General features: G+C 45.3%; 21 protein-coding genes and 1 riboswitch. Of the genes, 15 read left to right on the top strand and 6 right to left on the bottom strand.

Annotation, left to right across the window (positions count from 1 at the left end; translation table 11 throughout):
• The first annotated feature begins 32 nt into the window (after window positions 1-32).
• Window positions 33-1,928, top strand: coding sequence for a putative bifunctional diguanylate cyclase/phosphodiesterase (locus CEF13_RS07660; RefSeq protein ID WP_244917056.1), 1,896 nt, complete (start codon window positions 33-35; stop codon window positions 1,926-1,928).
• A 237-nt stretch (window positions 1,929-2,165) separates the two neighbouring features.
• On the opposite strand, the gene CEF13_RS07665 is transcribed toward CEF13_RS07660, so the two are convergent.
• Window positions 2,166-2,663 carry a hypothetical protein gene (locus CEF13_RS07665; protein ID WP_102710142.1) on the bottom strand — a complete coding sequence of 166 codons (498 nt, stop codon included), beginning with the start codon at window positions 2,661-2,663 and terminating at the stop codon, window positions 2,166-2,168.
• A gap of 162 nt (window positions 2,664-2,825) precedes the next feature.
• On the opposite strand from CEF13_RS07665, the gene CEF13_RS07670 reads away from it, so the two are divergent.
• A complete protein-coding gene (locus CEF13_RS07670) occupies window positions 2,826-3,131 on the top strand; it encodes a YunC family protein (RefSeq protein WP_102710143.1) in 306 nt (101 codons plus the stop codon).
• A 109-nt stretch (window positions 3,132-3,240) separates the two neighbouring features.
• On the opposite strand, the gene mtnA is transcribed toward CEF13_RS07670, so the two are convergent.
• Together mtnA and mtnK are read right to left on the bottom strand one after the other, a co-directional pair.
• Window positions 3,241-4,302 carry an S-methyl-5-thioribose-1-phosphate isomerase gene (gene mtnA / locus CEF13_RS07675; RefSeq protein ID WP_102710144.1) on the bottom strand — a complete coding sequence of 354 codons (1,062 nt, stop codon included), beginning with the start codon at window positions 4,300-4,302 and terminating at the stop codon, window positions 3,241-3,243.
• 25 nt (window positions 4,303-4,327) lie between these two features.
• A complete protein-coding gene (gene mtnK / locus CEF13_RS07680; RefSeq protein WP_102710145.1) occupies window positions 4,328-5,539 on the bottom strand; it encodes an S-methyl-5-thioribose kinase in 1,212 nt (403 codons plus the stop codon).
• A 143-nt stretch (window positions 5,540-5,682) separates the two neighbouring features.
• On the opposite strand from mtnK, the gene CEF13_RS07685 reads away from it, so the two are divergent.
• The 7 genes from CEF13_RS07685 (at window position 5,683) to CEF13_RS07715 (ending at window position 12,589) form a co-directional block, all read left to right on the top strand.
• A complete protein-coding gene (locus CEF13_RS07685) occupies window positions 5,683-6,282 on the top strand; it encodes a DUF1802 family protein (protein ID WP_243864509.1) in 600 nt (199 codons plus the stop codon).
• 156 nt (window positions 6,283-6,438) lie between these two features.
• Window positions 6,439-7,218: a Fe-S cluster assembly ATPase SufC gene (sufC, locus tag CEF13_RS07690; RefSeq protein ID WP_102710147.1), complete on the top strand. Its 780-nt coding sequence runs from the start codon at window positions 6,439-6,441 to the stop codon at window positions 7,216-7,218.
• Window positions 7,219-7,239: 21 nt separating this feature from the next.
• Window positions 7,240-8,547 carry a Fe-S cluster assembly protein SufD gene (sufD, locus tag CEF13_RS07695; RefSeq protein ID WP_102710148.1) on the top strand — a complete coding sequence of 436 codons (1,308 nt, stop codon included), beginning with the start codon at window positions 7,240-7,242 and terminating at the stop codon, window positions 8,545-8,547.
• On the top strand, window positions 8,544-9,770 hold the full coding sequence (locus CEF13_RS07700) for a cysteine desulfurase (RefSeq protein ID WP_102710149.1): 1,227 nt from the start codon (window positions 8,544-8,546) through the stop codon (window positions 9,768-9,770). The genes sufD and CEF13_RS07700 overlap by 4 nt, the downstream gene beginning before the upstream one ends.
• Complete coding sequence (sufU, locus tag CEF13_RS07705) at window positions 9,757-10,182, top strand: Fe-S cluster assembly sulfur transfer protein SufU (protein ID WP_102710150.1); 426 nt, start codon at window positions 9,757-9,759, stop codon at window positions 10,180-10,182. The genes CEF13_RS07700 and sufU overlap by 14 nt, the downstream gene beginning before the upstream one ends.
• A 32-nt stretch (window positions 10,183-10,214) precedes the next feature.
• Window positions 10,215-11,612: a Fe-S cluster assembly protein SufB gene (gene sufB / locus CEF13_RS07710; protein ID WP_102710151.1), complete on the top strand. Its 1,398-nt coding sequence runs from the start codon at window positions 10,215-10,217 to the stop codon at window positions 11,610-11,612.
• Window positions 11,613-12,004: 392 nt separating this feature from the next.
• Window positions 12,005-12,589, top strand: coding sequence for a spore coat protein (locus tag CEF13_RS07715; protein ID WP_102710152.1), 585 nt, complete (start codon window positions 12,005-12,007; stop codon window positions 12,587-12,589).
• A gap of 165 nt (window positions 12,590-12,754) precedes the next feature.
• Here CEF13_RS07715 and CEF13_RS07720 read toward each other — a convergent pair whose 3' ends face one another.
• The 3 genes from CEF13_RS07720 to CEF13_RS07730 all read right to left on the bottom strand — a co-directional run bounded on the left by CEF13_RS07720 (window position 12,755) and on the right by CEF13_RS07730 (window position 15,770).
• Window positions 12,755-13,810, bottom strand: a complete 1,056-nt coding sequence (locus CEF13_RS07720) for an HD-GYP domain-containing protein (protein WP_102710153.1) — start codon at window positions 13,808-13,810, stop codon at window positions 12,755-12,757.
• A gap of 91 nt (window positions 13,811-13,901) precedes the next feature.
• The gene (locus CEF13_RS07725) at window positions 13,902-14,981 is read right to left on the bottom strand and encodes a ThiF family adenylyltransferase (protein WP_243864510.1); all 1,080 of its coding nucleotides are present in this window, start codon (window positions 14,979-14,981) and stop codon (window positions 13,902-13,904) included.
• 54 nt (window positions 14,982-15,035) lie between these two features.
• Window positions 15,036-15,770: a molybdenum cofactor biosynthesis protein gene (locus CEF13_RS07730; protein WP_102710154.1), complete on the bottom strand. Its 735-nt coding sequence runs from the start codon at window positions 15,768-15,770 to the stop codon at window positions 15,036-15,038.
• Window positions 15,771-15,871: 101 nt separating this feature from the next.
• Here CEF13_RS07730 and moaA point away from each other — a divergent pair, with 101 nt between their 5' ends.
• The 6 genes from moaA to CEF13_RS07760 all read left to right on the top strand — a co-directional run bounded on the left by moaA (window position 15,872) and on the right by CEF13_RS07760 (window position 23,296).
• Window positions 15,872-16,873: a GTP 3',8-cyclase MoaA gene (gene moaA / locus CEF13_RS07735; protein WP_102710155.1), complete on the top strand. Its 1,002-nt coding sequence runs from the start codon at window positions 15,872-15,874 to the stop codon at window positions 16,871-16,873.
• 89 nt (window positions 16,874-16,962) lie between these two features.
• On the top strand, window positions 16,963-18,411 hold the full coding sequence (locus tag CEF13_RS07740) for a bifunctional metallophosphatase/5'-nucleotidase (protein ID WP_243864511.1): 1,449 nt from the start codon (window positions 16,963-16,965) through the stop codon (window positions 18,409-18,411).
• 146 nt (window positions 18,412-18,557) lie between these two features.
• Window positions 18,558-19,676: an HD-GYP domain-containing protein gene (locus CEF13_RS07745; protein WP_102710156.1), complete on the top strand. Its 1,119-nt coding sequence runs from the start codon at window positions 18,558-18,560 to the stop codon at window positions 19,674-19,676.
• Window positions 19,677-19,808: 132 nt separating this feature from the next.
• On the top strand, window positions 19,809-20,948 hold the full coding sequence (yfkAB, locus tag CEF13_RS07750; RefSeq protein WP_102716268.1) for a radical SAM/CxCxxxxC motif protein YfkAB: 1,140 nt from the start codon (window positions 19,809-19,811) through the stop codon (window positions 20,946-20,948).
• A 71-nt stretch (window positions 20,949-21,019) separates the two neighbouring features.
• Window positions 21,020-22,051, top strand: a complete 1,032-nt coding sequence (ytvI, locus tag CEF13_RS07755) for a sporulation integral membrane protein YtvI (protein ID WP_102710157.1) — start codon at window positions 21,020-21,022, stop codon at window positions 22,049-22,051.
• An 84-nt stretch (window positions 22,052-22,135) separates the two neighbouring features.
• Complete coding sequence (locus CEF13_RS07760) at window positions 22,136-23,296, top strand: glycosyltransferase family 4 protein (RefSeq protein ID WP_102710158.1); 1,161 nt, start codon at window positions 22,136-22,138, stop codon at window positions 23,294-23,296.
• Window positions 23,297-23,356: 60 nt separating this feature from the next.
• A riboswitch (TPP riboswitch) is annotated at window positions 23,357-23,461 on the top strand.
• The last annotated feature ends 54 nt before the right edge of the window (window positions 23,462-23,515 follow it).

Consider the following 23,515-nt stretch of genomic DNA (forward strand, 5'->3'; position numbering starts at 1 on the left):
CTTGACTCGTATTAGAGGAAGGACGTTGGTGCGTGACAAAACGGACGGATGGTTTGCCTGATAAACATAAGCGGCAGTATGTAAAGCCGTTCTACGGAGCGTCAAGAGTTAGTTGGCTGCTGGCAGCATTTGCGTCAGTTTGGATCGTTATTTCTTTTCTATGGATTACTAATCCGATGTACAAATGGATCGCTTTTTCCATTGCTTCAACATTAATTATTACAGCAATTATTGTTTATATAAGCCGCCTGAAGGGGCTTGGCTTTCATCATTACCACACTGCAATTGTGGAGACATTGCTCCGTTCTGAGGCTGTACCGCTTGCTATACTGGATCGAAACGGAAATGTTATGGAATTGAACGAAGCGTCAAGCCGCACCCTTGGCTATCAGCGAACGGAGCTGCTGGGAGAGCCTATTTCTCGACTGGTCGAGCATAGCAGCAGACAGATGCTGCATGATTCATTCGAGAAGGCGCTGCTCGGCGAGGCTAATCAGACCAATATCAATATTACTCATCGTTCCGGCTTTCCGCTGGAGCTTCAGGTTGTCTGCGCACCTATGAATCAAGAGGATGAGGTCATCGGTATCGTCATGATCAGCCAAGACCTCAGTGATCGCAAACGAAATGTCGAACGCATACGATATATGGCATATTATGATGATATGACTGGTTTGCCCAATCGTACATTATTTCAAATAAAATTAAACGAAACGCTCAGCAGTGCGAAAGAAGAAGAGCGCGTAGTCGGCATATGCTATTTGGATTTAGACCGCTTTAAGCTTGTTAACGCTTCCTTTGGACGCGAGTTTGGCGATATGCTGCTGATGCAGGTTGCCGAGAGATTAAGCAGAGACCTCTCTGAGAACGATTTTGCCGCACGCCTGGAAGGCGACGAATTCGCTTTGTTGTTCTGTAATGCGCAATCGGATAAGCAGCTGCTCGAACGATCTCGTCAACTTCTGAAATCAATTGAAGAGCCTTATGAATTAAGAGGCTTTCCTTTACATATTACAGCCAGCATCGGCTCGGTGACGAATCGGAATGAGGATGATGACAGCTATACGCTTATCAAGAAAGCAGATATGGCATTGGTGAAAGTGAAGGAGAGCGGGAAGAATGATTGCCTGTTATATTCAGACAGCTGGAGCAATTCATCTTTAGAGCGGCTTACGCTTCAGCATGAAATGTACAGAGCCATTCAACGAAATGAATTTATTCTTCATTATCAGCCCCAATATGATCTGCTATCAGGCTCAATGGTAGGCGTTGAGGCGCTTGTCAGATGGAATCACCCACAGAGAGGCATGATTCCGCCTGCAAGCTTCATCCCTCTTGCAGAAGAGAGCGGAATGATCGTTCAAATAGGCGATTGGGTGCTTGAGGAAGCATGCCGGCAAAATAAAGCTTGGCAGGATGCAGGTCTACCGCATATTCCAGTGTCTGTTAATTTATCAATTAGACAATTTGTCCAAAATGATCTCACCGCAAAGGTATCCAGCGTTCTTGAGAAAACAGGCCTCGACGCTAAATATTTGGATTTAGAAATAACAGAGTCAATGACGATGGATGTATCTCAAGTATCGCGCTGCTTGCTGGATCTGACTGAGTTGGGCGTTAACATTAGCATTGATGATTTCGGCACCGGCTACAGCTCATTTCATTATTTGAAAAATTTCCCGATTGACCGTTTGAAAATTGACCGTTCCTTCGTGCGCGACATTCAGCAGGATCCTAATGATGCAGAAATTGTTGCAGCGATTATTGCAATGGCACATAATCTGAACATTCAGGTCATCGCAGAAGGCGTTGAAAACGAAGAACAAATGGTTTTTCTGCGAAAGCATAAATGCGATGAAATGCAGGGCTATCTATGGAGCCCTCCAGTAACAAGCGATAATATTGAACAGATGTTAATGGCGGGATAAGCATACACGTATACATAGTCTCCTCCTAAACAATGAATGGGGTTGTCTCTTAAGGTCATGGACCTTAAGGGACAGCCCCTTTTTCTAAATTTGAGGCTCATATGACGAAGGCTGAACCGAATAGAGCTAGAAATTAGCTCTATTATCGGGGGGAATGGCGGAAGTACAAAAGGAGCCGCCCCAAAAGTTGCCTTAGCTACTTTTGGAACTGCTCCTTTAAAGTATTTGTGTATCGAGTTAGGAGAAATCCTCAATTTCATTCATTCGGAACGTATATACTTGCTTCTCGTCCACGTGATATACCGTGATGAGATTTTCTTTCTCGTCCATGTTAATAATTCTGCATGGTATGCTGAGTTTAATGCCAAGCCCTTTGTTTACGATTAATCGTATCAATGAATTGCTTTTCATTAACGCTCTTATATTATCGAATCCGTTCGAAGATTCAGATTGTGTGTAAGCTTCGTTAGAGATCGCCTGAACTGGCGGAGTATCTTCTTTCGTGCTTGGAGTCGGCGGGAGCTGAATGGATAGGTCTTCAATGGACTGGCTGTTTGCTTTTCTTACATCGATTTCCTGACCAAGCTTAATGCCTGAAAGGATTCGGTAATCAAGAAAATGATTGCTGTTCAATGCATGAATGAGCTCTGCTAAAGCTTCGCCGTTGTTTTTTCCTTCTACAAGAACCTCGATATTGAATACAAAGGATGATTGGTCTGAGGGGTATTTATTCATAAGACCTCCGTGGGGTTTAATATAGTACTAATATACCACTAAAATTATATTTCATATAGACGATAAATGAGCATTTGACCAACACTGCGGAAATAATTTTGCATATAATGATGGTGCAGTGTAATTCCTCTTACAAAAAGGAGCGAAGGGGGTGGATCCCATATGATGCGAATGGTTCCTTTCACACTTGAGCATGGAGAAACGGTGCTTGGAATTGAAGCAAAACTGCCCAAAACAACGTTGCTCGCCATAATGACTGACAAGGGATATATTATGTGCGGTGCTTTAGATGTCTCCCTCCTTAACGAACGGTTAAAGGATCGGGAAATCATTGCCGGCCGTGCCGTTGGCGTACGAACCTTGGAGGAATTAATGGAGGCGCCTCTGGAATCAGTTACTTTCACGGCAGAAGCTTTAGGTATCGTGGTTGGCATGAAGGGCTCGGAAGCGCTTCGTTTAATGCTCTAGTATAAAATAAAAAAAGCCCTAATGAGTCATTCGGATTTGCTGTCCGTTAGACGATTAGGGCTTTTTGTATTATGAATCGCAATAGGGCTAAAAGGAGGGCTTAAGCTCTTTAAGCTTCCTCGAACAGCTTGCGCAGATTAACATCATAAGGAGCTTGAACAATTCCTTTTTCAGTAATAATAGCTGTTACATATTCATTTGGTGTCACATCAAAGGCGGGATTGTATACCTTTACGCCTTGAGGTGCGGTACGTTTGCCGAAGCCTTCTGTAATTTCCTCTGCATTTCGCTCTTCAATCGGAATTTCTGCTCCAGTAGGCGTGCTGAGGTCAATGGTTGATAATGGGCTGGCTACATAGAAGGGAATGCCATGAGCCTTTGCCAAAACAGCTACGCTGTAAGTTCCAATTTTGTTAGCTACATCGCCGTTTGCCGCTACTCGGTCAGTACCCACGATTACAGCATCAATCCAGCCTTTAGACATGACCATTCCAGCCATATTATCACAAATCAAAGTGACATCTACGCCTGCTTGCTGCAGCTCAAATGCAGTCAAACGTGCGCCTTGAAGTACGGGACGTGTCTCGTCTGCGAATACGCGCAGCGTAATGCCGCGCTCTAGTGCAAGATAGAACGGAGCCAGCGCCGTGCCGTATTTAGCCGTTGCCAAGCCGCCTGCGTTGCAGTGAGTCAGCACCCCCATATCATCCTTGAATAAGGACAGAGCATGCTCGCCGATCTGGCGGTTTGTTTCCTCATCTTCGACTTGAATGGCGATTGCTTCGGCAAGCAAGGCTGCTTTGCTATCCTCAAGCGATAATCCTTTTTCTGCATAAGCTGCCGCAGCAGCCTTCATACGGTCTAATGCCCAAAACAAGTTAACTGCAGTAGGGCGGGATGTAGCTAAATATTCAGCTTGTTTGTTCACTTGTGAAAGCCATGCTTCTGTAGTTTGCTCGTCGCGGCTGCCTAGAACAACGCCGTATGCTGCCGAAATTCCGATTGCTGGAGCACCCCGCACCTTCAAATGGCGAATCGCTTCCCATACATCCTCTGCTGTCGTCAAAGGCAAATATATAACTTCCTCTGGCAATAAACGTTGGTCCAGCAGATCCAGCCTGTCTTCCTTCCAAATGACCGATTGCAAACCAGCATAATTATTAGTTGTCATGATGTCATTTTCCTCCTTGTTGTTATTAGTTGCTCACAGCCGCTGATGCAGCATCGATTACTTCCTCGATGGATTGCGCGTTGCGGTTATTACGAATAAGGGTTGTTCCAATAGCTAGAGCAAGACGCTGTGCTTTCTCGCGTACCGCTGGGTCTGGAATACGGTCAATATCGATGACATGTGATAAGCCGACGATTCTGCGCACCATTTTGCAGCCTGCAAAACCTATAGCATCCTGCAATAAGCGCTTCATGTAATAATTCTTGTAGCCAGGCGTTGAAGAAGCGATCCGATCTAGACCATGCTCGTCCCATAGCGCAAGAAATTTTTGTTCAAACAATTGCCACACCTTACGAATCGTATCTGTTAAATATAGACGGAAATCATTGCGTTCTTCGTTATTAGCTGACCAGTGCTCCTGTCCGGCAAAGTTCAGAAGGAGATTGGCGATTACAGCACCGATATCAAAGCCGATTGGGCCATAGAAAGCAAATTCAGGATCGATTACTTTGGTGGACTGAGGTGTTGCAAACACGCTGCCTGTATGAAGATCGCCGTGAAGCAGGGCTTGTGCATTTGTCAAAAACTTATCTCGTAGAATGGCGACTTCAAGGTGAAGCTCATCATCCTCCCAAAGTGCAGCAGCCGCATCTTTAATAGCGGGATCAAAGCTGTTGTTTGAAGAGTTGGTATAGGGATCGTCGAAGATAAGATCTTCTGTTATTTTGCACAGCTCTGGATTAATAAAAGCTTTGACGCGATTTTTTTTGTCCTGTTGATTCATTCCGAGATCGGAAGTGAAAAATAATGTGCGAGCCATGAATGTTGAAATATCATCAGCAAATTTCGGATAGCGTGTGCCTGCAATCAAGCCTTGCCGCATGATAATATGATCGCTCAGATCTTCCATAATAGTGAGATAGAGCTCGGAATCATATTTATAGACTTGAGGCACAAGGCCAGGGGCAAGCTCTCCTTCTAGAATAAGCTTCTCACTCTCGATTCGTGCCCGATCCAATGTTAGAGGCCAAGACTCTCCTACAACCTTAGCGTAAGGCAGCGCCTGCTTCATAATAAGGCTCTTGCCGCTGGCCGAGTCCGTGATGTGGAATACTAAGTTTAAGTTGCCATCACCAATCTCACGGCATTGCAAAGCTGCTCCTGCCGGGAAGAAACCATCGAGAGAGAGCGCTATTTCAATTGCTTCCTGCTCGGTTAAAGGGTGATATGAGGACATGGCTGTCCACCTCCGTTTTATATTTAGTCGGGCACAATGCCCAGTAATCATCTCAACATAGTATAATGGATATTTTTTCGCCTTGGAATACCCCGTTTGATATAATGTTATTAAATATAAGACCGATCGATGGGGGAGTCATATTGCATACTGATAAAGTACGGCCAAATATTGCTTTAAAAGAGTGGGCGGTAAGCGTGCAGGCATTAGCTGAAGGCAAGCAAATGATCATGATGCGCAAGGGCGGAATTATTGAAGAAACACGAGACTTTCAGCTTCTTAGTCCAGCTTTTTATTTAATGCCCGCATATGAGCATCAGAAAAAGCATCTGTTGAAGGATGAATACAAAAATAAATTGGATGAGACGCTCACTTACTGGACTCCCGGTATGGAAACCATCAAGCTGGAGGCATATGCCGAGGCTGTTGAGGATATTGAGATAACGGATCAGGATACGCTCGATCTTTTAAGAGAATTTCATATATGGACGGATACGTTCGCACAGGAAAGATTGCGGTGGAAGAAGAAAAATCCGCTTCATTTATTGATTCTCAGAGTCTATCGACTGGAGGAAGCATTGGAAATTCCGATGCTTGACGCTTATAATGGCTGCAAATCTTGGGTAAGACTGGACAATATAGCAGACCATTCGAAAATAACACCGGTAATCGAGGAGGATGAATTTCAACATAAAGTGAAGCAAATTAAGCAAGCTTTAGTACAAAATGTGACCAAAAAGTGACATTGCATGGGGGATGGGTACAACTCACATTGATTTATAACAAAAACTATATTAAAATGATTATTGAGAATCATTTGAGAATCACTCTATACAGACAGGCTTGATAATAAAGTTGTAACTAACGAATTAAACCAACCTTGGAGGGATCAGCATATTATGGCGACACATTTTGTCATCGATGGCCTGAAAGCGGCAATCGACGGAAAAGAAATACTTAAAGGAATAAATCTTGAAATTAAAGGTGGAGAAATTCACGCGATCATGGGCCCTAACGGTACCGGCAAAAGTACACTGGCTTCCGCTTTGATGGGACATCCAAAATATGAAGTAACAGAAGGCAAAGCGCTTTTGAACGGCGAAGATTTGCTTGAAATGAGCGTTGACGAGCGTGCTTTGGCTGGCTTGTTCCTAGCTATGCAATATCCAAGCGAAATTCCAGGCGTAACTAATTCTGATTTCCTTCGCAGCGCATTGAATGCACGTCTTGGTGAAGGCAATGAGATTTCCCTCATTAAGTTCATTCGCAAGATGGAAGGCAAAATGAAAGAACTTGAAATGAACCCGGAGTTTGCTCACCGTTATTTGAATGAAGGCTTCTCAGGCGGCGAGAAAAAACGGAATGAAATTTTGCAAATGATGCTGCTTGATCCAAGTATCGTCATTCTTGATGAAATCGATTCGGGTCTGGATATTGACGCGCTTCGTATCGTATCACAAGGCGTTAACGCTATGCGTTCGGAAGATCGCGGTTTCCTCATTATTACTCACTATCAGCGTTTGCTTAACTATATTACGCCAGATTTTGTACATGTTATGATGCAAGGCCGCATTGTTAAATCCGGCGGTCCTGAGTTGGCAGAGCGTTTGGAAAACGAAGGTTATGATTGGGTTAAAGAAGAACTTGGCATTGTAGACGAAACAGTCGGCCAGGCTTAAGCGGAGAAGGGGGCATTACGGATGAGTACACAACTATCGACGCAGGCTACCCGTCAAGCTGCTGAAGCGCTGGCTCGTAGTAAAGGCGAGCCTAATTGGCTCGTTGAACTACGCGGTGAAGCTGCAGAGCTTGCCGGAACACTTGGTTGGCCAAAGCCTGAGAAGGTTCGAATTGAACGTTGGAATTTGACAGCGGTAGGCAGCTATGAGCAGCCGTCAGCGGTTTCAGCCATTAGCGAGCTGCCTGAAGCTGTTCGCGAATTGGTAACAGAAGGCACGGAAAACCTGATTGTACAGCGCAATTCTGGTACGGTTTGGAACCAGTTTTCAAGTGAATTGGCAAGCAAAGGCGTTATTTTCACCGATTTAGAAACAGCATGCAAGGAGCATGGCGAGCTTGTTCAGAACTATTTGTTCAAAGCAGTAGCGAAGGACGAAGATAAGCTTACAGCTCTTCATGCGGCGATCTGGAATGGCGGAATATTTGTTTATGTTCCTAAGAACGTAGAAGTAGAGCTTCCGCTGCAAGCTATTTTCTACAATGATAATGCTGAAGCGACATTCGCTCCGCATATCTTAATTGTAGCGGACAATAATAGCCGAGTGACTTACGTGGATTGTGTAGTATCTGAGTCAGGAGCAAACAGTGCTCCTTTCGTCCATCCTTCCATCGTAGAGGTTTTCGTGAAGCCAGGCGCTCACGTTCGCTTTAGCACCATTCATCAAATGGCTGAGACTGGCGTAGATATGTCAATTCGCCGCTCAATCATAGAAAATGATGGCCAAATGGAATGGATTATTGGCGATCTGAATGACGGAAACACATTGTCCGACACGAAATCGATTCTTAAGGGCACTGGATCTAATTCAGATGCTAAAGTGATTAGCGTCGGCAAAAACGCTCAGCAGAACAGTCTGACTACACAAGCTGTTCATTTCGGCAAAAGCTCGGACAGCAACATGGTAACACGTGCGGTAATGAAGGATTCTGCTTCCGCGATTATTAACGGTATTACAAAAATTGAGAAAGGTGCGACCAAAGCGAACGGTGTACAAACCGAGAAGGTGCTCATGCTGAGCCCGAAAGCGCGCGGTGACGCCAATCCGATTTTGCTTATAGATGAAGATGATGTAACAGCCGGTCACGCGGCAAGCGTTGGGCAAGTTAACCCTGAACAGGTCTATTACCTGATGTCACGCGGTATATCTAAGCAAGACGCTGAACGCTTAATTATTTACGGCTTTTTGGCTCCGGTCGTATCGGAAATTCCGGTCGAAGCGGTACGCGGGCAGCTTCAGCGTTTGCTCGAAAGGAAGCTTGAGGGATGAATATAAATGCGATTCGGGAACAGTTCCCGATATTGCATCAAGAAATAAACGGGCACCCGCTCGTTTATCTGGACAGCGCGGCATCTTCGCAGAAGCCGCGCTCCGTCATTGATGCGGTTAATCGGTACTATGAGTTGGATAACGCGAACGTGCATCGCGGCGTGCATACACTCGGTTCCAGGGCGACTGATGCCTATGAGGGAGCGCGCGAGAAGGTCGCTGCTTTTCTGAATGCGGGAGCACCCGAGCAAATTATATTTACACGGGGCACGACGACTGCATTGAATTTGGTCGCATCGAGCTATGCGCGTTCGGTCTGCAAAGAAGGCGACGAAATTGTCATCACACCAATGGAGCATCACAGTAACCTGATTCCGTGGCAGCAAGCTGCGAAAGCGACGGGTGCAACACTTAAATATATTCCGCTGCAGCCGGATGGTACAATTTCTCTGGAGGATGTAGAGAAGACCATTACTCCGAATACGAAGGTGGTTTCTGTCACTTACGTTTCGAATGTGCTGGGACTTATCAATCCTATTAAAGAAATTACAGAAATCGCTCATCGCAATGGCGCTGTTATGGTAGTCGATGGCGCTCAAAGCACCCCGCATATGAAAGTTGACGTGCAAGCTCTCGATGTCGATTTTTATGCTTTTTCGGGACATAAAATGTGCGGTCCAACAGGTATTGGCGCTTTGTATGGCAAGAAGGCATTGCTGAATAAGATGGAGCCGATCGAATTTGGCGGCGAAATGATTGATTTTGTAGATCTTTATGAATCAACCTGGAAAGAAATTCCTTATCGTTTCGAAGGCGGAACACCTATTATTGCAGGTGCAGTCGGGCTTGGGGCGGCAATTGATTTCCTGCAGGAGATTGGACTTGATGAAATCGATCAGCATGAGAAGCGACTAGCTGCTTATGCTTATGAGAAGCTTTCAGCGATGGATGATATTACCATATACGGGCCGAAGCAAAATCGGGTCGGACTCATCACCTTCAATTTGGATGACGTTCATCCGCATGATGTGGCGACTGTGCTTGATTCCAAAGGCATTGCGATTCGGGCAGGCCATCATTGCTGCCAACCGCTTATGCGCTGGTTGAATGTATCGGCTACGGCTAGAGCAAGCTTTTATCTATATAATACAGAAGATGACATTGACCGCTTAGCCGATGCTTTATTACAAACAAAGGAGTTCTTCGGTCATGCAATTGGATGATTTATATCGCAGAGTCATAATGGATCATTATAAAAATCCTCGAAACCGCGGAACGATGAATGAGGAATCGGTAACGATCAACCTTAATAATCCAACCTGCGGCGACCGCATCTCCCTTCAGCTTCAGATGGAGGAAGGCAAAGTAGCGGATGCAAAATTTAGCGGCGAAGGCTGCTCGATCAGCATGAGCTCTGCATCGATGATGACAGAGGCGATTAAAGGGAAAACATTTGATGAGGCACTTTCCATGGCTGAGAAATTCTCGGCATTAATGAAGGGTGAACCTGTCGAATTTGATGAATATGAAGAATTAGACGCACTTTCGGGCGTGAACAAATTCCCCGCACGAATCAAGTGCGCGACGCTTGCCTGGAACGCCTTGCGCAAAGGGATCGAACAGCAGCAAGAATAACAGTAAAGATCATAAGAGGAGCGTGAAGAACGATGGCTAAATCTATGCCGGAAATGGAAGAATACAAGTACGGTTTCCGTGACGAGCACAAAGCTGTATTCCAATCGGGTAAAGGATTAACGGAGGAAATTGTACGGACGATTTCGGAAATTAAAAATGAGCCTCAATGGATGCTTGATTTCCGTCTGAAATCGCTGGAGCAATTTTTCAAAATGCCGATGCCTAGATGGGGCGGCAACATGGATGAGTTGGATTTCGATGATATCCAATATTATGTTCGTGCTTCGGATAAGCAAGGCAAGACGTGGGAAGAGGTTCCTTCCGAAATTAAAGAAACATTCGATAAGCTGGGTATTCCTGAAGCTGAGCAAAAGTTTCTTGCCGGCGTATCAGCTCAATATGAGTCTGAGGTAGTCTACCACAGCATGCAAGAGGATTTAGAGAAGCAAGGCGTTATCTTCACCGATACGGATACGGCGCTTCGCGAATATCCGGAACTGATGAAAGAATATTTCGGAACAATTATTCCTCCGAATGATAATAAATTTGCTGCATTGAACAGTGCGGTATGGTCGGGAGGAAGCTTCATCTACGTGCCGAAGGGCGTGAAATGTGAAGTTCCTTTGCAAGCCTACTTCCGTATTAACTCAGAGAACATGGGTCAATTCGAGCGTACGCTAATTATAGCTGACGAAGATAGCTCCGTTCATTATGTTGAAGGCTGTACAGCACCTGTATACAGCACGAACTCGCTTCATAGCGCGGTCGTAGAAATATTGGTCAAGAAGAATGCTCGTGTTCGTTACACGACGATTCAGAACTGGGCACCGAACATCTACAACCTCGTTACGAAACGTGCCGTTGCTGATGAGAATGCAACTATGGAATGGGTAGACGGAAACATTGGTTCTAAGCTGACGATGAAGTACCCTGCTGTTGTACTGCGCGGTCGCGGTGCGAAAGGAATGGTATTGTCGATTGCAGTAGCAGGCAAAGGCCAGCACCAAGACGCAGGCGCTAAGATGACGCATCTTGCACCTGATACGAGTTCCACTATCATTTCCAAGTCGATCAGTAAACACGGTGGTAAAGTAACATACCGTGGACTTGCTTCCTTCGGACGCAACTCTGACGGTGCGAAAGCGAACATCAAATGTGATACGCTCATTCTCGATAATGAATCGACTTCGGATACGATTCCTTATAACGAGATTTTGAACGATAATATTACACTTGAGCATGAAGCTACAGTATCGAAGGTATCAGAAGACCAATTATTCTACCTGATGAGCCGCGGTATGAGCGAAGCGGAAGCGACGCAAATGATCGTAATGGGCTTCATCGAGCCGTTCACGAAAGAGCTGCCGATGGAATACGCGGTAGAGATGAACCGTTTGATCAAGTTCGAGATGGAAGGCTCCATCGGTTAATAAAAACGCAGTCGTATCAAGGGCTAAACGGTTTCGAAATAGTGTATGAGTATACGATACCTATTCGATCCATTTAGCCCAATATGCGTAAACCTTAATTTTTTTGATAGGTTGTTGTAAAACCTACGCTTTACTTAAATAGGAATGATAGAATCCGTAGAACTTAACTATGGATTCTTTTTTTTGTTTGGATTAATAATAAAGGGGCTATCCCATTACATAATCAATGAAAAAGTAATGCTACATTCTAATATAGAGCAGTTTGTATGCAGAGCTATTGAATGCAGTCAAGGATGTTATAAATACGAGGGAAAAATATAAAAAATCATATAGATAATTAAAGTATATTTGGACAAAGTAATACAAGTTTCAAAAATAAAGGAGGTAAACCAGTGGCAGCAAATTTAGGGGCACATGAGACAATGGAAGTGCATGAAATCTTAACAACGGCGATAAATGGCATTAACCACTTCAATCTGTATAGTTCTTTCGTGCAAGATCAACGATTACGTCAAATACTCAATAATCAGCTTCAATTTATGACTAATGAATATAACCAAATGGTGAACACCTTGAATAATCAAGGGAATACCGCGGCTGTTCCATACCGCTCCTCAGGACAGAGCGCCCCAATCTATGGACTTGATAATCCAGTGAGGCAAAGCCCTAATATGAGTATGAATCAATTCGATGATCGGGACGTATCCAGCAGTATGCTTGCTTGTCATAAATCTTCAGCTACAATGAAAATGATAGCTGCCTTGGAGTGTGCTGATCCTCAGCTTCGAAGAATGCTGCAGCAAGGAGCTGTTAATTGCGCTGAGCAAGCTTATGAAGTATGGCAATATATGAACCATATGGGCTATTATCAAGTACCGACGATGAAGCAAGAAACAACGAATACCATACTGAATACGTATCAATCCGCATCCAATCCAATGAATACGGGAATGGGAATGGAACAGCGTTTTCAGTAGGAAATAATAATGAAAAAAAGCCCGCTGCATAATTAGCGGGCTACCTGACTATGATAATGATCTAGTTGAACGAGCCAAAAGACAAACCGCGAATACTTGACTTGTGTACAAGTCAGATATTCGCGGTTTGTCTTTTGTTAAAGTAAGTCTTATCTTAAAATAACATCATATATAAACATGCTTTATTTCATAATCACGTTCAATAGTTAAATCAATGAATCGATCTTCAATTTGAACAAGCGGCTGAAAAAATTCAGTAGGATGAGTCATAATAATAATTCCGACCTCGCCAGAAACAAGCTCAACTCGTTTGCCGATGAAGTTTGGAATCATATGCTTAATAAAGGTATGAGCGGTATGAGCATCAAGCTCTTTGAAGCTTAAACGATATATTTCCTTAAGCACGAGTAATAAATCACGCTTATTCTGATAGACTCGCTGAGAGATCATGGCGCTGTAAATATCAACTACGGAAATGATTTTGGCGACGGGATGGATATCCTCGCCGCTTAATCCGTAAGGATAACCAGAGCCGTCATTTCGTTCATGATGCTGGAGCGCTCCGTAAGCAAATAAGGGTTCATAAACGGAATTGGAAATAATTTCATGTCCGTAGATGGTATGTTTCTTTACTTCGTCAAATTCCTCTGTTGTAAGCTTGCCGGCTTTATTGAGAATACTTTCATCAATCCTGCATTTTCCAATGTCATGCAGAAATCCAGCTTTACCGATTTGTTTGGCTTCTTCATCAGAATAACCAACCCAAGTGGCTAAGTAGAAGGATAGCATACCTACTTGTACGGAGTGTTGATAAGTATATTCATCATTGGTGTTGAGCAGAAGCAGCATCGATACGACATCACGTTCCATTTGGAGATTATTCAATAATGGTTGAAGCATGGAAGTTACTTCTTGGTCATTTATGAAGCCTTGATCGAGGGCGTTCATAAATAAGCTCTCTGTTTTTTTGACAGCGTTTTCGTAAATGGGCTGTACGGAAGGCAGCCATTTCGGATTTATCGTAGATTCAATAGTACGAGAGATTGGTTTACTATTCTGTCTTTCTTCTATATCAACATACTCGATTTGATGCTGAAATAATTTAGATATTTCCTTTTCATTAAGAGTTGTACCTTTTGAGAGAACATGAAGGCCGTAATTATTAAACATATCACGGCTTAACTCGTCTCCATTCAATAAATCTGTTACATGAACCCTCATGAAGACACCTCAGTTAATTATAGTAAGTTATATACCTACAATAGTAACAATCTATTGTTAGAATGGCAATATGAGGATAAATTAAATGAGTCTAAATACCTAAAATTTCAGCATAAATCGATCTTGCTTTTATAATTTCATCGGTCCCTTGAATGATAGCGCGACCGTCACTGAATAGGACAAAGGTCAAGCCTTCCTTTAATTCAATGCGGAGTAAAAAACGATTGGATGAAATGGGGCCAACCATCTTTAATCGCTCAGCAAGCTCCTCTAAGTGAAGTGTTACAGGCTGATATGGAGAAATCTGAACAGAATGGCGACCGCATAGCGTTGCAGCAGACAGCTCCGAATGCATGTCATTCAGAAATGTATAGCTCTGTTGACTGCAGCAGGTGCAATTGCTTCGCTTGGCATTCACTAACGAGACTGGAAGCCAGGAATGGTTCCAGAGATCCACCTGAAACAATGTGTTGTGCAGCGACTGCCGATTACCTGAAAGCAGCTTAATCGCTTCCGCAGCTTGCACAGAGGCGATAATATCTACTATCGGTGAGATCACGCCAGCTGTTTCACAGCTATCTGTAGTGCCTGGGGCAGGAGGCTCGTCAAATAAGCAGCGATAACAAGCTGTTTCATGAGGGATAATGGTCATGGTCAAGCCTGATGCGCCAACTGCTCCGCCGTATATCCAAGGAATGCCATGCTTGATGCTATAGTCATTTATGAGGTATCTGACGGAGAAGTTATCGCTGCCATCCATGATGAGCTGCACATCTGAAAGAAGCTCTTCCGCATTTAAAGCGGTTAAGTCAGCAACAATCGGTTCTATCGTTACGGAACTGTTGATAGCTTGCAAGTGTCTAGCAGCTGCTTGCGCTTTCGGAAGCAAGGAACGAACATCCTCTTCGGTATATAGCATTTGCCGCTGCAGATTGCTCCATTCAATGAGATCGCGGTCAATAATTCGCACATAACCAACACCGGATCGTACCAGATGCTGTGCAATGACTGAGCCAAGCGCACCCATACCTACGACGGCAACACGGCTGCTTCCAAGCGCCTGCTGACCCTGCTCGCCGATGGAGGCAAAACGAATTTGCCGGGCGTAGCGCGCTGTGGCAGGAGAAGCATTCATTTCTGAAGAAGCAGCCTGGTGAATTGTCTTTTTCATCTGAGAACTCTCCTTCTTATTTTCTAAAATTATATTTCTACTTAATAGTCAAGCTTAAAATTCGGTTATGGGATCTAGCGGATTCCACGGCCCAAGCTGATGGCCTTTCCATTCGGAGCCGTCCTCCCAAATCTCTTTTTTCCATATCGGCACAATTTGCTTTAATCTCTCGATGGCATAGCGGCTTGCTTCGTAACAGGCATCTCTATGCGGTGAGGATACGGCTATAACGACACTAGTCTCTGCTAGGCCCACAACTCCGATGCGGTGGCTGATTGCACAGCTTGCGCCTTGCCAGCGCTGAGCTATTTCATCTCCGATTTGCTGCATCGTGGCAATAGCCATTGGAGCGTAAGCTTCATATTCCAAACTCACTGTCCGCTGTCCATTCGTCCATTCACGGGTTGTCCCCACGAAAGCGATGGCAGCCCCATGCTCTGGAATGATAACCTTCGCCAGCACTTCATCTGCATTTATGGTTTCAGCTGTAATCACATAGCGATTGCGCTGCTTATCTGTGGCGCTGGATGTTTCCTCTCCGCCGGAGACAGGGGGCAGCAGAGCAAGCTCATCTGCCGCGTGAAGAAGCGTTTCTTCTGCCGCATATGCGTGATTGCGAGCGATGAATGAAATGTGGATAATTCCGCTATGATCAGGGTATTGAGCTGCGATCACTTCCTTTAATTGCATTACGGTTAAATGCTCGAATTCGGATTTTATGTTTAGCACAGGCAGTCCTAATCGTTCAGGAAGGCCGGCAAATAGTTGGATAGTCCAGTTATATGTCATGATATAGAACCTCACGTTCTTTAGGCTAAAAGCTGTATATAGAATATCATAATTCGAAAAAAAATGTTATGCTGAGAGGTATAAAAAAAGGAGCGTGACTCATGCCGACCTTGACGGACCGTTATGGACGCGTACACGATTATTTGCGTATTTCAGTAACAGATCGATGTAATTTACGATGCTTATATTGCATGCCTGAAGAGGGAATGGAGTTTACGGAGTCCGCTAATTTATTATCTTATGACCAAATTGTCGAGGTGGTAGAAGCGGGCGCTGCTTTAGGCATCTCCAAGCTGCGAATTACAGGCGGAGAGCCGCTAATTCGACCAGGGCTTGACGATTTGATTAGCCGTTTATCCTCTATCAATGGAATACGCGATATCGCTTTAACCACAAATGGGATTTTTCTTGCCAAGCAGGCAGAAGCGCTGCGCAAAGCAGGCTTAAACCGCGTTAATATAAGTTTAGACACATTGGATGCTGCAAGATTTCGGTTTATAGCGCGCAGCGGAGAATTGAAACGAGTGATGGAAGGGATTGAGGCTGCTGCTGCTGTAGGGTTCAATCCGATCAAGCTTAATTGCGTGCTTTTAAAAGAAGTTAATGAAGACGAAATTGCTGCCTTTCTGAAGCTGGCGTATGAGCAGCCTATGCATGTGAGGTTTATAGAATATATGCCGATCGGCCACGCAGATGAAAATTGGAAAAAGCACTATTTGCCGCTCTCAAGGGTGCTGGAGGTAGCGGAGGGAGCCGGCTATTCCATAAAACGCGGTCCTAATGTGCACGGAAATGGTCCATCTGAGGATTATCAAATGGCAGGGGGGCGCGGTTCGTTTGGATTGATCCATCCTATTAGCGATCATTTCTGCAGCAATTGCAATCGGCTTCGTTTGACAGCTGACGGCTCGATCAAGCCTTGCTTATATTGGGTTGATGAATTAAATGTGAAGGATGCCTTCGGCAATCCGGACGCAATGCGGCAAATCCTGCTTAAAGCAATGGATATAAAGCCGGAAAATCATGAAATGGCTGCCAAGCTGGCTGACACTGCGTTGACTCATGTGCCTACCGAGCGGCGAATGTCGCAAATTGGAGGTTAATAAATGAAGCATACATTTTCGGCAGAAGAGCTGCGTATGCACAAATAGACTGAGTTGAAGCGCTGATATGGAGCGATTAGGAGGCGTGCATGAATTTGACAGACAGCATACGTACCAAAGTGGTTCTCATTCACACGAACGATATCCATAGTCGCTTAGAGCATGCCGCCCAAATAGCTTCCTTTATCGCGGAGGAGCGGCGGACCTTTGGCAGCGATAGCGTTCTTGCCGTTGATTGCGGCGATCATATGGATCGGATGCGTGTGGAAACAGAAGGCAGTAACGGCGTCGTAAATGTAGAGCTTCTGAATGATGCTGGATATGAAGCGATTACGATCGGCAATAATGAAGGACTGACTTATTCATTTGATCAATTGGCAGAAGCATATGTCAATCGGGCACAGTTCGCTATTGTGTGCGCGAATATGAAGGCTTCAGACACCGGTGAGCCGCCCGAGTGGATGATACCCAGCACCATTATTGACAAAAATGGCCTGAGTATTGGATTGATAGGCGTTACCGCAGCGTTTACTGATTTTTATACCTTGCTGGGCTGGAAGTCAACGGATCCTTTCGAAGCGATTAAAGAGCAGGTTGAGCGTATCCGCAGCAAGACGGATGTGATCGTTGTTATGTCGCATCTTGGCATAACAGCCGACCGTCTGATGGCGGAGAAGTTGGAAGGCATAGACCTTATACTTGGTGCTCATACCCATCATTTGTTAGAGGTGCCGCTTATTATTGGCGGTACTACCATTTGTGCGGCCGGAAAGTTCGGCGAGTACGTTGGGCGGGTTGAAATCGGGATGGATCCCGTTTCTGCTCGCCCTGTGTTCCGGGCAGCCTGCGTGCCGACTGCCGCTATGCCTGAACAGCAAGGAGCCGCCGCCATTATTCGCGGCTTTCGCGAAGCGAGCCAGCAGCGGCTCAGCCGGGTTATTGCCCGACTGAGCGCGCCGCTGCCAGCCAGTGTCGAGCGCGAATCACCGCTCGGCAACCTGCTTGCGGCCGGCCTGCGCCGCTGGACTGATGCCGAGATCGGCATCGTTAACGCGGGACAGCTGCTTGGCGGCCTTGCGCAAGGAGACGTGACAGCGGGTGAATTGCATGCCCTCTGTCCTTCGCCTATTAATCCTTGCCGGATGAGCATTGCCGGCAAGCATATCCGTGCAGCACTTGAGCAAGCGCTGCTGCCCGAGTTCATTCACAAGCCGCTGAAGGGCTACGGCTTCCGCGGAGAAGTGCTTGGCACGCTCGCTGTAGACGGCCTGTCTATTGCTTATGATTCGTCGAGGCCTGACGGGAGCAAGCTCGTTTCCGTTACGGTGAATGGAGATCCGCTCGCGGATGAACGAATCTATACGCTTGGTACGATCGATATGTTCAGCTTCAAGGCAGGTTATGAAACGTTAGCGAGGATGGAACAGCTGAAGTATTATTTGCCCGAATTCATTCGCGACGTCATCGCTGATCAATTACAAAATTCGACAGCGCTCAGGGAATGTCGAAAAATCCACTGGCATAATGAAACGAAATAATTCGAAAACATAGGTTTATCGACATATAATGTCGATTAACTAGCATAAAATGGTTGCGATTTTCTCGTTTTTCCCGTACATTAACATTACGATCGGCTTTTTCCGATGTAATATTTAGCATATCATTTAGGGGAAGGACCGAGAAAATGCGTCTGCTGCCAATAACGAAATGTAAGCCAGGAATGAAGCTGGCAAAAAAAATATTTTCTCAGGAGGGCCTCGTTCTCCTAGGCGAAAACATAGAGTTGACTGAGCGTCTTATTCTCCGTTTGGAACAATGCGGTATTCAATATGTGTACATTGCAGATCCGAGAACGGATGATATTATATTGCCTTCCTTAATTAGCGAGGAAACGATGCGGGTCGCGCTTAAGGAAGTGCGTTCAAGCTTCCGCGAGATCATGGATCGACCGCTGACTAAGAAAGGGGTTATATATCCTTATATAGCAAAGCCGTTAAAGCAAATGATGAACATGATTATTGATGATTTATCCGGACACGAGGACGCTATGATCATGCTGATGGACATGAGCTCCGTAGATCATTATTTACTGCAGCACTCCTTGAATGTATGTGTATATACTACACTGCTCGGCATGGGGAATGGATATACAAGAGAAGAGCTAACGACGCTTGGCATGGGAGCGCTGCTTCATGACATTGGGAAAACTAAAATTCCAATTGATGTGCTTAAAAAGCCAGGCTCCCTGACAAAAGAAGAGTTCGAAGCGATGAAGCAGCATGCTAGAATCGGATTTGAGCTGCTGAAGGATGAGCCCAATCTTCCTCTGCTGGTAGCGCACTGCGCTTTCCAGCACCATGAACGAATTGACGGAAGCGGATATCCGCGGGGAATCAAGGGCGATGAAATCCATGATTATGCCAAATGGATCGGGCTTGTAGATTCATATGACGCTATGACGACTAATCGTGTTTATAGCTCTCCGATGCTGCCGCATAATGCGGTCGAACGGCTTTATGCAGGATCGGGCACGCTCTATGAGCAGAGAATGCTGCAGATGTTCCGTGATAAAGTAGCTATTTATCCTATCGGTATAACGGTTAAGCTGAATACGGGAGAAGCAGGCGTCATCTCGGATCTTAATCACTCTTACCCGCACAGGCCTATTGTTCGTGTCTTGTACAATGAAGCAGGCGAAGATTTGAAATTGCCATATGAACTGGATTTGTCGAAACAATTGAATATGATGATTGTTAGTGTGAATGATGATGCTGCGGAGGTCAAACATGCCGCAAATGTGTAAAGCTTAATACGCATAGGAGCCGATAAGGCTCCTATGCGCTTTTTTTGTTGAATTATTTGCTTCCTGCCCATATGGGGATTACAATTGAAAGAGAATTTTTCATTCCAGAAAATAAAGTCAGGTGCTGAATTAATGAATACTATAGACTTGCAACATCCATACAAGCCGCTTTCTGCGCTATCGCCAACGAATGATCCGTGGGATCCGATTTCTTCGCTGCAGAAGTATGGCAGACATCGTTTAACCAGTGTCGAAATGACCGTTACCAATCTTTGCAATATGCGGTGCGAGCATTGTGCCGTCGGAGATACACTCGTGTTATCTGAGCCCGCGAAGCTGCCGCTTCAAGAGATGCTGAACAGACTAGAGGAAATTGAACATCTTGAGACGATCAGTATTACAGGCGGAGAGCCTACCTTCTCTGATCGAACGGTTAGAGATTATATGGTACCGCTGCTCCAGTATGCCCGCAGCCGTGGTATTCGCTCACAAATTAATTCCAATATAACGCTGCCGTACAGCAGATATGAGCAGCTTGCTCCTTATCTAGACGTTATGCATATATCGTTTAATTACACGTCCCCCAAAGATTTCCATGAAGTAGGCTTTGCCAAAGCCGGTCATCATGTATCGCTTGAAGCAGCAACAAAGCTGTATGATAGAATGATTGACAATGCGAAGCGGCTGAGTGAAACCGGCGTGCTTGTTTCGGCGGAATCTATGATCAACTATAGAACGTATAACAAAATAGACGAGATTCATAAGCTAATCGTGGAGATGGGCTGCCAGCGCCATGAGGTGCATCCGATGTATCCAAGCTCCTTTGCCAAAGATCTGCCTGTGCTCACGCGTGAGCAAATGCTGGAAGCAATCGAGCTTCTGCTTCAAGCTAGGGATAAATCGATATGGATGTTATTCGGAACGCTTCCCTTCTATCGCTGCAGTGACAATTCGAATGAACGGAAGCTGCTGACGAAACTAGCGAACGAGCCGAACGTAACCGTCCGTAATGATCCAGACGGCCGTAACCGGCTTAATGTTAATTTATTTACCGGTGATGTGTTCGTTACAGATTTCTCCGACGTACCGGCTTTTGGCAATATCGCTAATTCCAAGCTGGAGGATCTATTTGACAAATGGCTCGATCATTCCCTTGCGCGCAGCGTCAATTGCCATTGCGCTGCAGCAGCATGCTGCGGACCAAATTTGCTTGTGAAGGATATGTATTACAAAACAGTTGATTTCCATCAGCGGAGCGCGGTGATTGATTAGTTTATTGGGACAATTCCAGGCTTAAACGAATTATTGCAAGCATATAGCATAATAGAGGGGAGGAAAGGCTCTTGTCGATAAAGACGGTCGTATTTATTGCCCTTGGATTATTGCTTATCTATCTATTATTTACAGTAGGAGCACCCTTCTTGCTTGCATTAATTGTTGCTATTTTTCTGGAGCCACTTAATCAATTGTTTATGAACAGATTCAGAATGAATCGGCTTCTGGCAGCTGCCATTTCAAGTACGATTTTCACGGTCATTCTCATTGGGTTAATCGCCCTGCTAGGAGTGAAAATCGTCGCAGAGCTTATTGCTTTTTTCAAAAAGGCGCCTAACTATTTCGAGCATGCGAATGAAATGGTCGATGACCTTATTAATCAGGCGCAGTCTCTTTATCAAAATTTACCTCCTGATGCCATTGCTTCGCTAGAGGAATGGCTGAAGGGACTAACGAGCACTCTTACCGCAATGGTCGGCTCCTTGTCCAATACGTTTCTTTCCTTTGCCTCAGGCATTCCGGGGATGTTCATTTTCTTTATCGTGTTTTTGGTTGCCATATACATGATAAGCTTTAGTCTGAATACGATGAAGTCGACTGTTTTGTCGATGTTTGATGAAAAGTCGCAGCCGCAGGTAAACGATGTAATGATTAATTTGAGAAAATCGATTTTTGGATTTTTACGGTCACAGTTCATCTTGAGTGCCATTACATATGTTCTTTCGTTAATCGGACTGTTGATTCTCGATGTGAAGTACCCTCTAGCGATTGCATTACTCATTGTAGTTGTTGATATTATGCCGATACTTGGGACAGGCTCCGTGCTTGTGCCTTGGGGAAGCTATCTACTGCTTACCGGCAATGCATATACTGGAATCGGACTAATTGTCCTGTTTCTATTCATTACTGTGTTTCGCCGCATCGTTGAGCCGAAGATTCTTGGAGATTCGGTGGGCATCGGCTCCTTGTCTGCACTGGTAAGCTTATACGTTGGCTTCAAGCTAGTTGGTGTCATCGGCGTGTTTATTGGACCGCTCGTCGTCATTATTTATATGGCCGCGCGCAAGGCTGGACTGTTCCAAATGAAAATCAAACTTTAACGGGTGACCAGTCGCCGTGTCAGTCCACTTGGACGGAGCGTATGATACTACATTTAGCAGAACATGTAGGAGGCTTTCGAATAAATGGCACCCATTAAAGTAGCGATTGTTACCCCTGGCTCATTCCCAATCCCTTCTCCGGGAAGCAGCTCCGTTGAGCGGGTGGTGGAGAAGTTCGCTCCGCTCCTTATGCCTTATGCGGAACCGCGAATTTACGGAAAATTAAGCAAGCGACTGCCTCGTCATGGACAATTACACGGTGTTGTCTGCGAACGGTTCTCAGGCGGCAATAAACAACGTTATGTGCAGCAGGTAGCCAAAGCGGTACGGCGATTTGCTCCGCATGTGATCGATGTCGAGAATCGTCCCGAGTTCGTGCTGAAGATAAAGAAAATAAATCCGGGCACACGTGTCTGGCTTTATTTGCATTCGTCCACGTTCATTGGGCAGTCCTATATCTCACCAGCTAAGCTGCATCGCTGTTTGCAGGGTGCAGATAAGATCATCGTCAACAGCGAGTTTTTGAGAAGGATCGTTGTGTCCAAAGCCCCTGAAACTTCGGCGAAGCTGCGGGTCATTTATCCCGGTGTTGATACGCAGCGGTTTCCATCGCAATATTCAGCCGAAGGAGCAGCAAAGAGGCAAAGCTTGCGGCAGAAAAGAGGCTTGAGCGGCAAGAAGGTCGTATTGTTTATGGGTAGGCTTATTCCGCTTAAAGGTGTGCATCATTTGCTAAATATCGTTCCGGAGCTTGCAAGAAGCCATCCCGACCTTCTAGTCGTTATTGTCGGCAGCTCTTTCTATGGCTCGCATCGGAAAACGGCGTATACGCGGAAGCTGGAGCTGCTAGGAAGAAAAAGCCCCGGCCATGTACGTTTTATCCCATATATCCCTCATTCTGAAGTGCCGGGCTGGATGCTGGTTGCCGATGTAGTGGTAGTGCCTTCTGGCCAGCGTGAGGCATTTGGCCTTGTCAACGTTGAGGCGATGTCCTGCGGAGTACCTGTTATCGCTACGCGTGCAGGAGGCATGAAGGAAATCGTTCGGAATGGCGTTACGGGTTATTTGGTTAATCGGAATCATATCGAATCGGAGCTGAAGGAAAAATTACACATGCTCTTGCGCGATAAGCAGCTGCGACAAAATCTAGGACGACGCAGCCGCGAGCGAGTGGAAGGGATGTTTACTTGGCATCATACTGCTGATCGTTGGATAAAGCTGATAAAGGAAAGCGGCATTAAATGAGGGCCGGCTAGAAATAATAGGATTGACATTTCACTTTCCGAAACGGTATAGTCATACAAGGATATCCACTAGGGGCGCCGTCACGGCTGAGATAAAGCGAAACGCTTTGGTCCCTTTGAACCTGATCTGGGTTATGCCAGCGTAGGAAAGTGGGATTGTGCGTTTATGTAAAGGGCGAGTAGGCTCTGCCGAATTCAGCTGATTGTTCAGCTTGAATAG

The organism is Paenibacillus castaneae, assembly GCF_002884445.1.
In the GTDB taxonomy this organism is placed as follows: Bacteria; Bacillota; Bacilli; order Paenibacillales; family Paenibacillaceae; genus Pristimantibacillus; species Pristimantibacillus castaneae.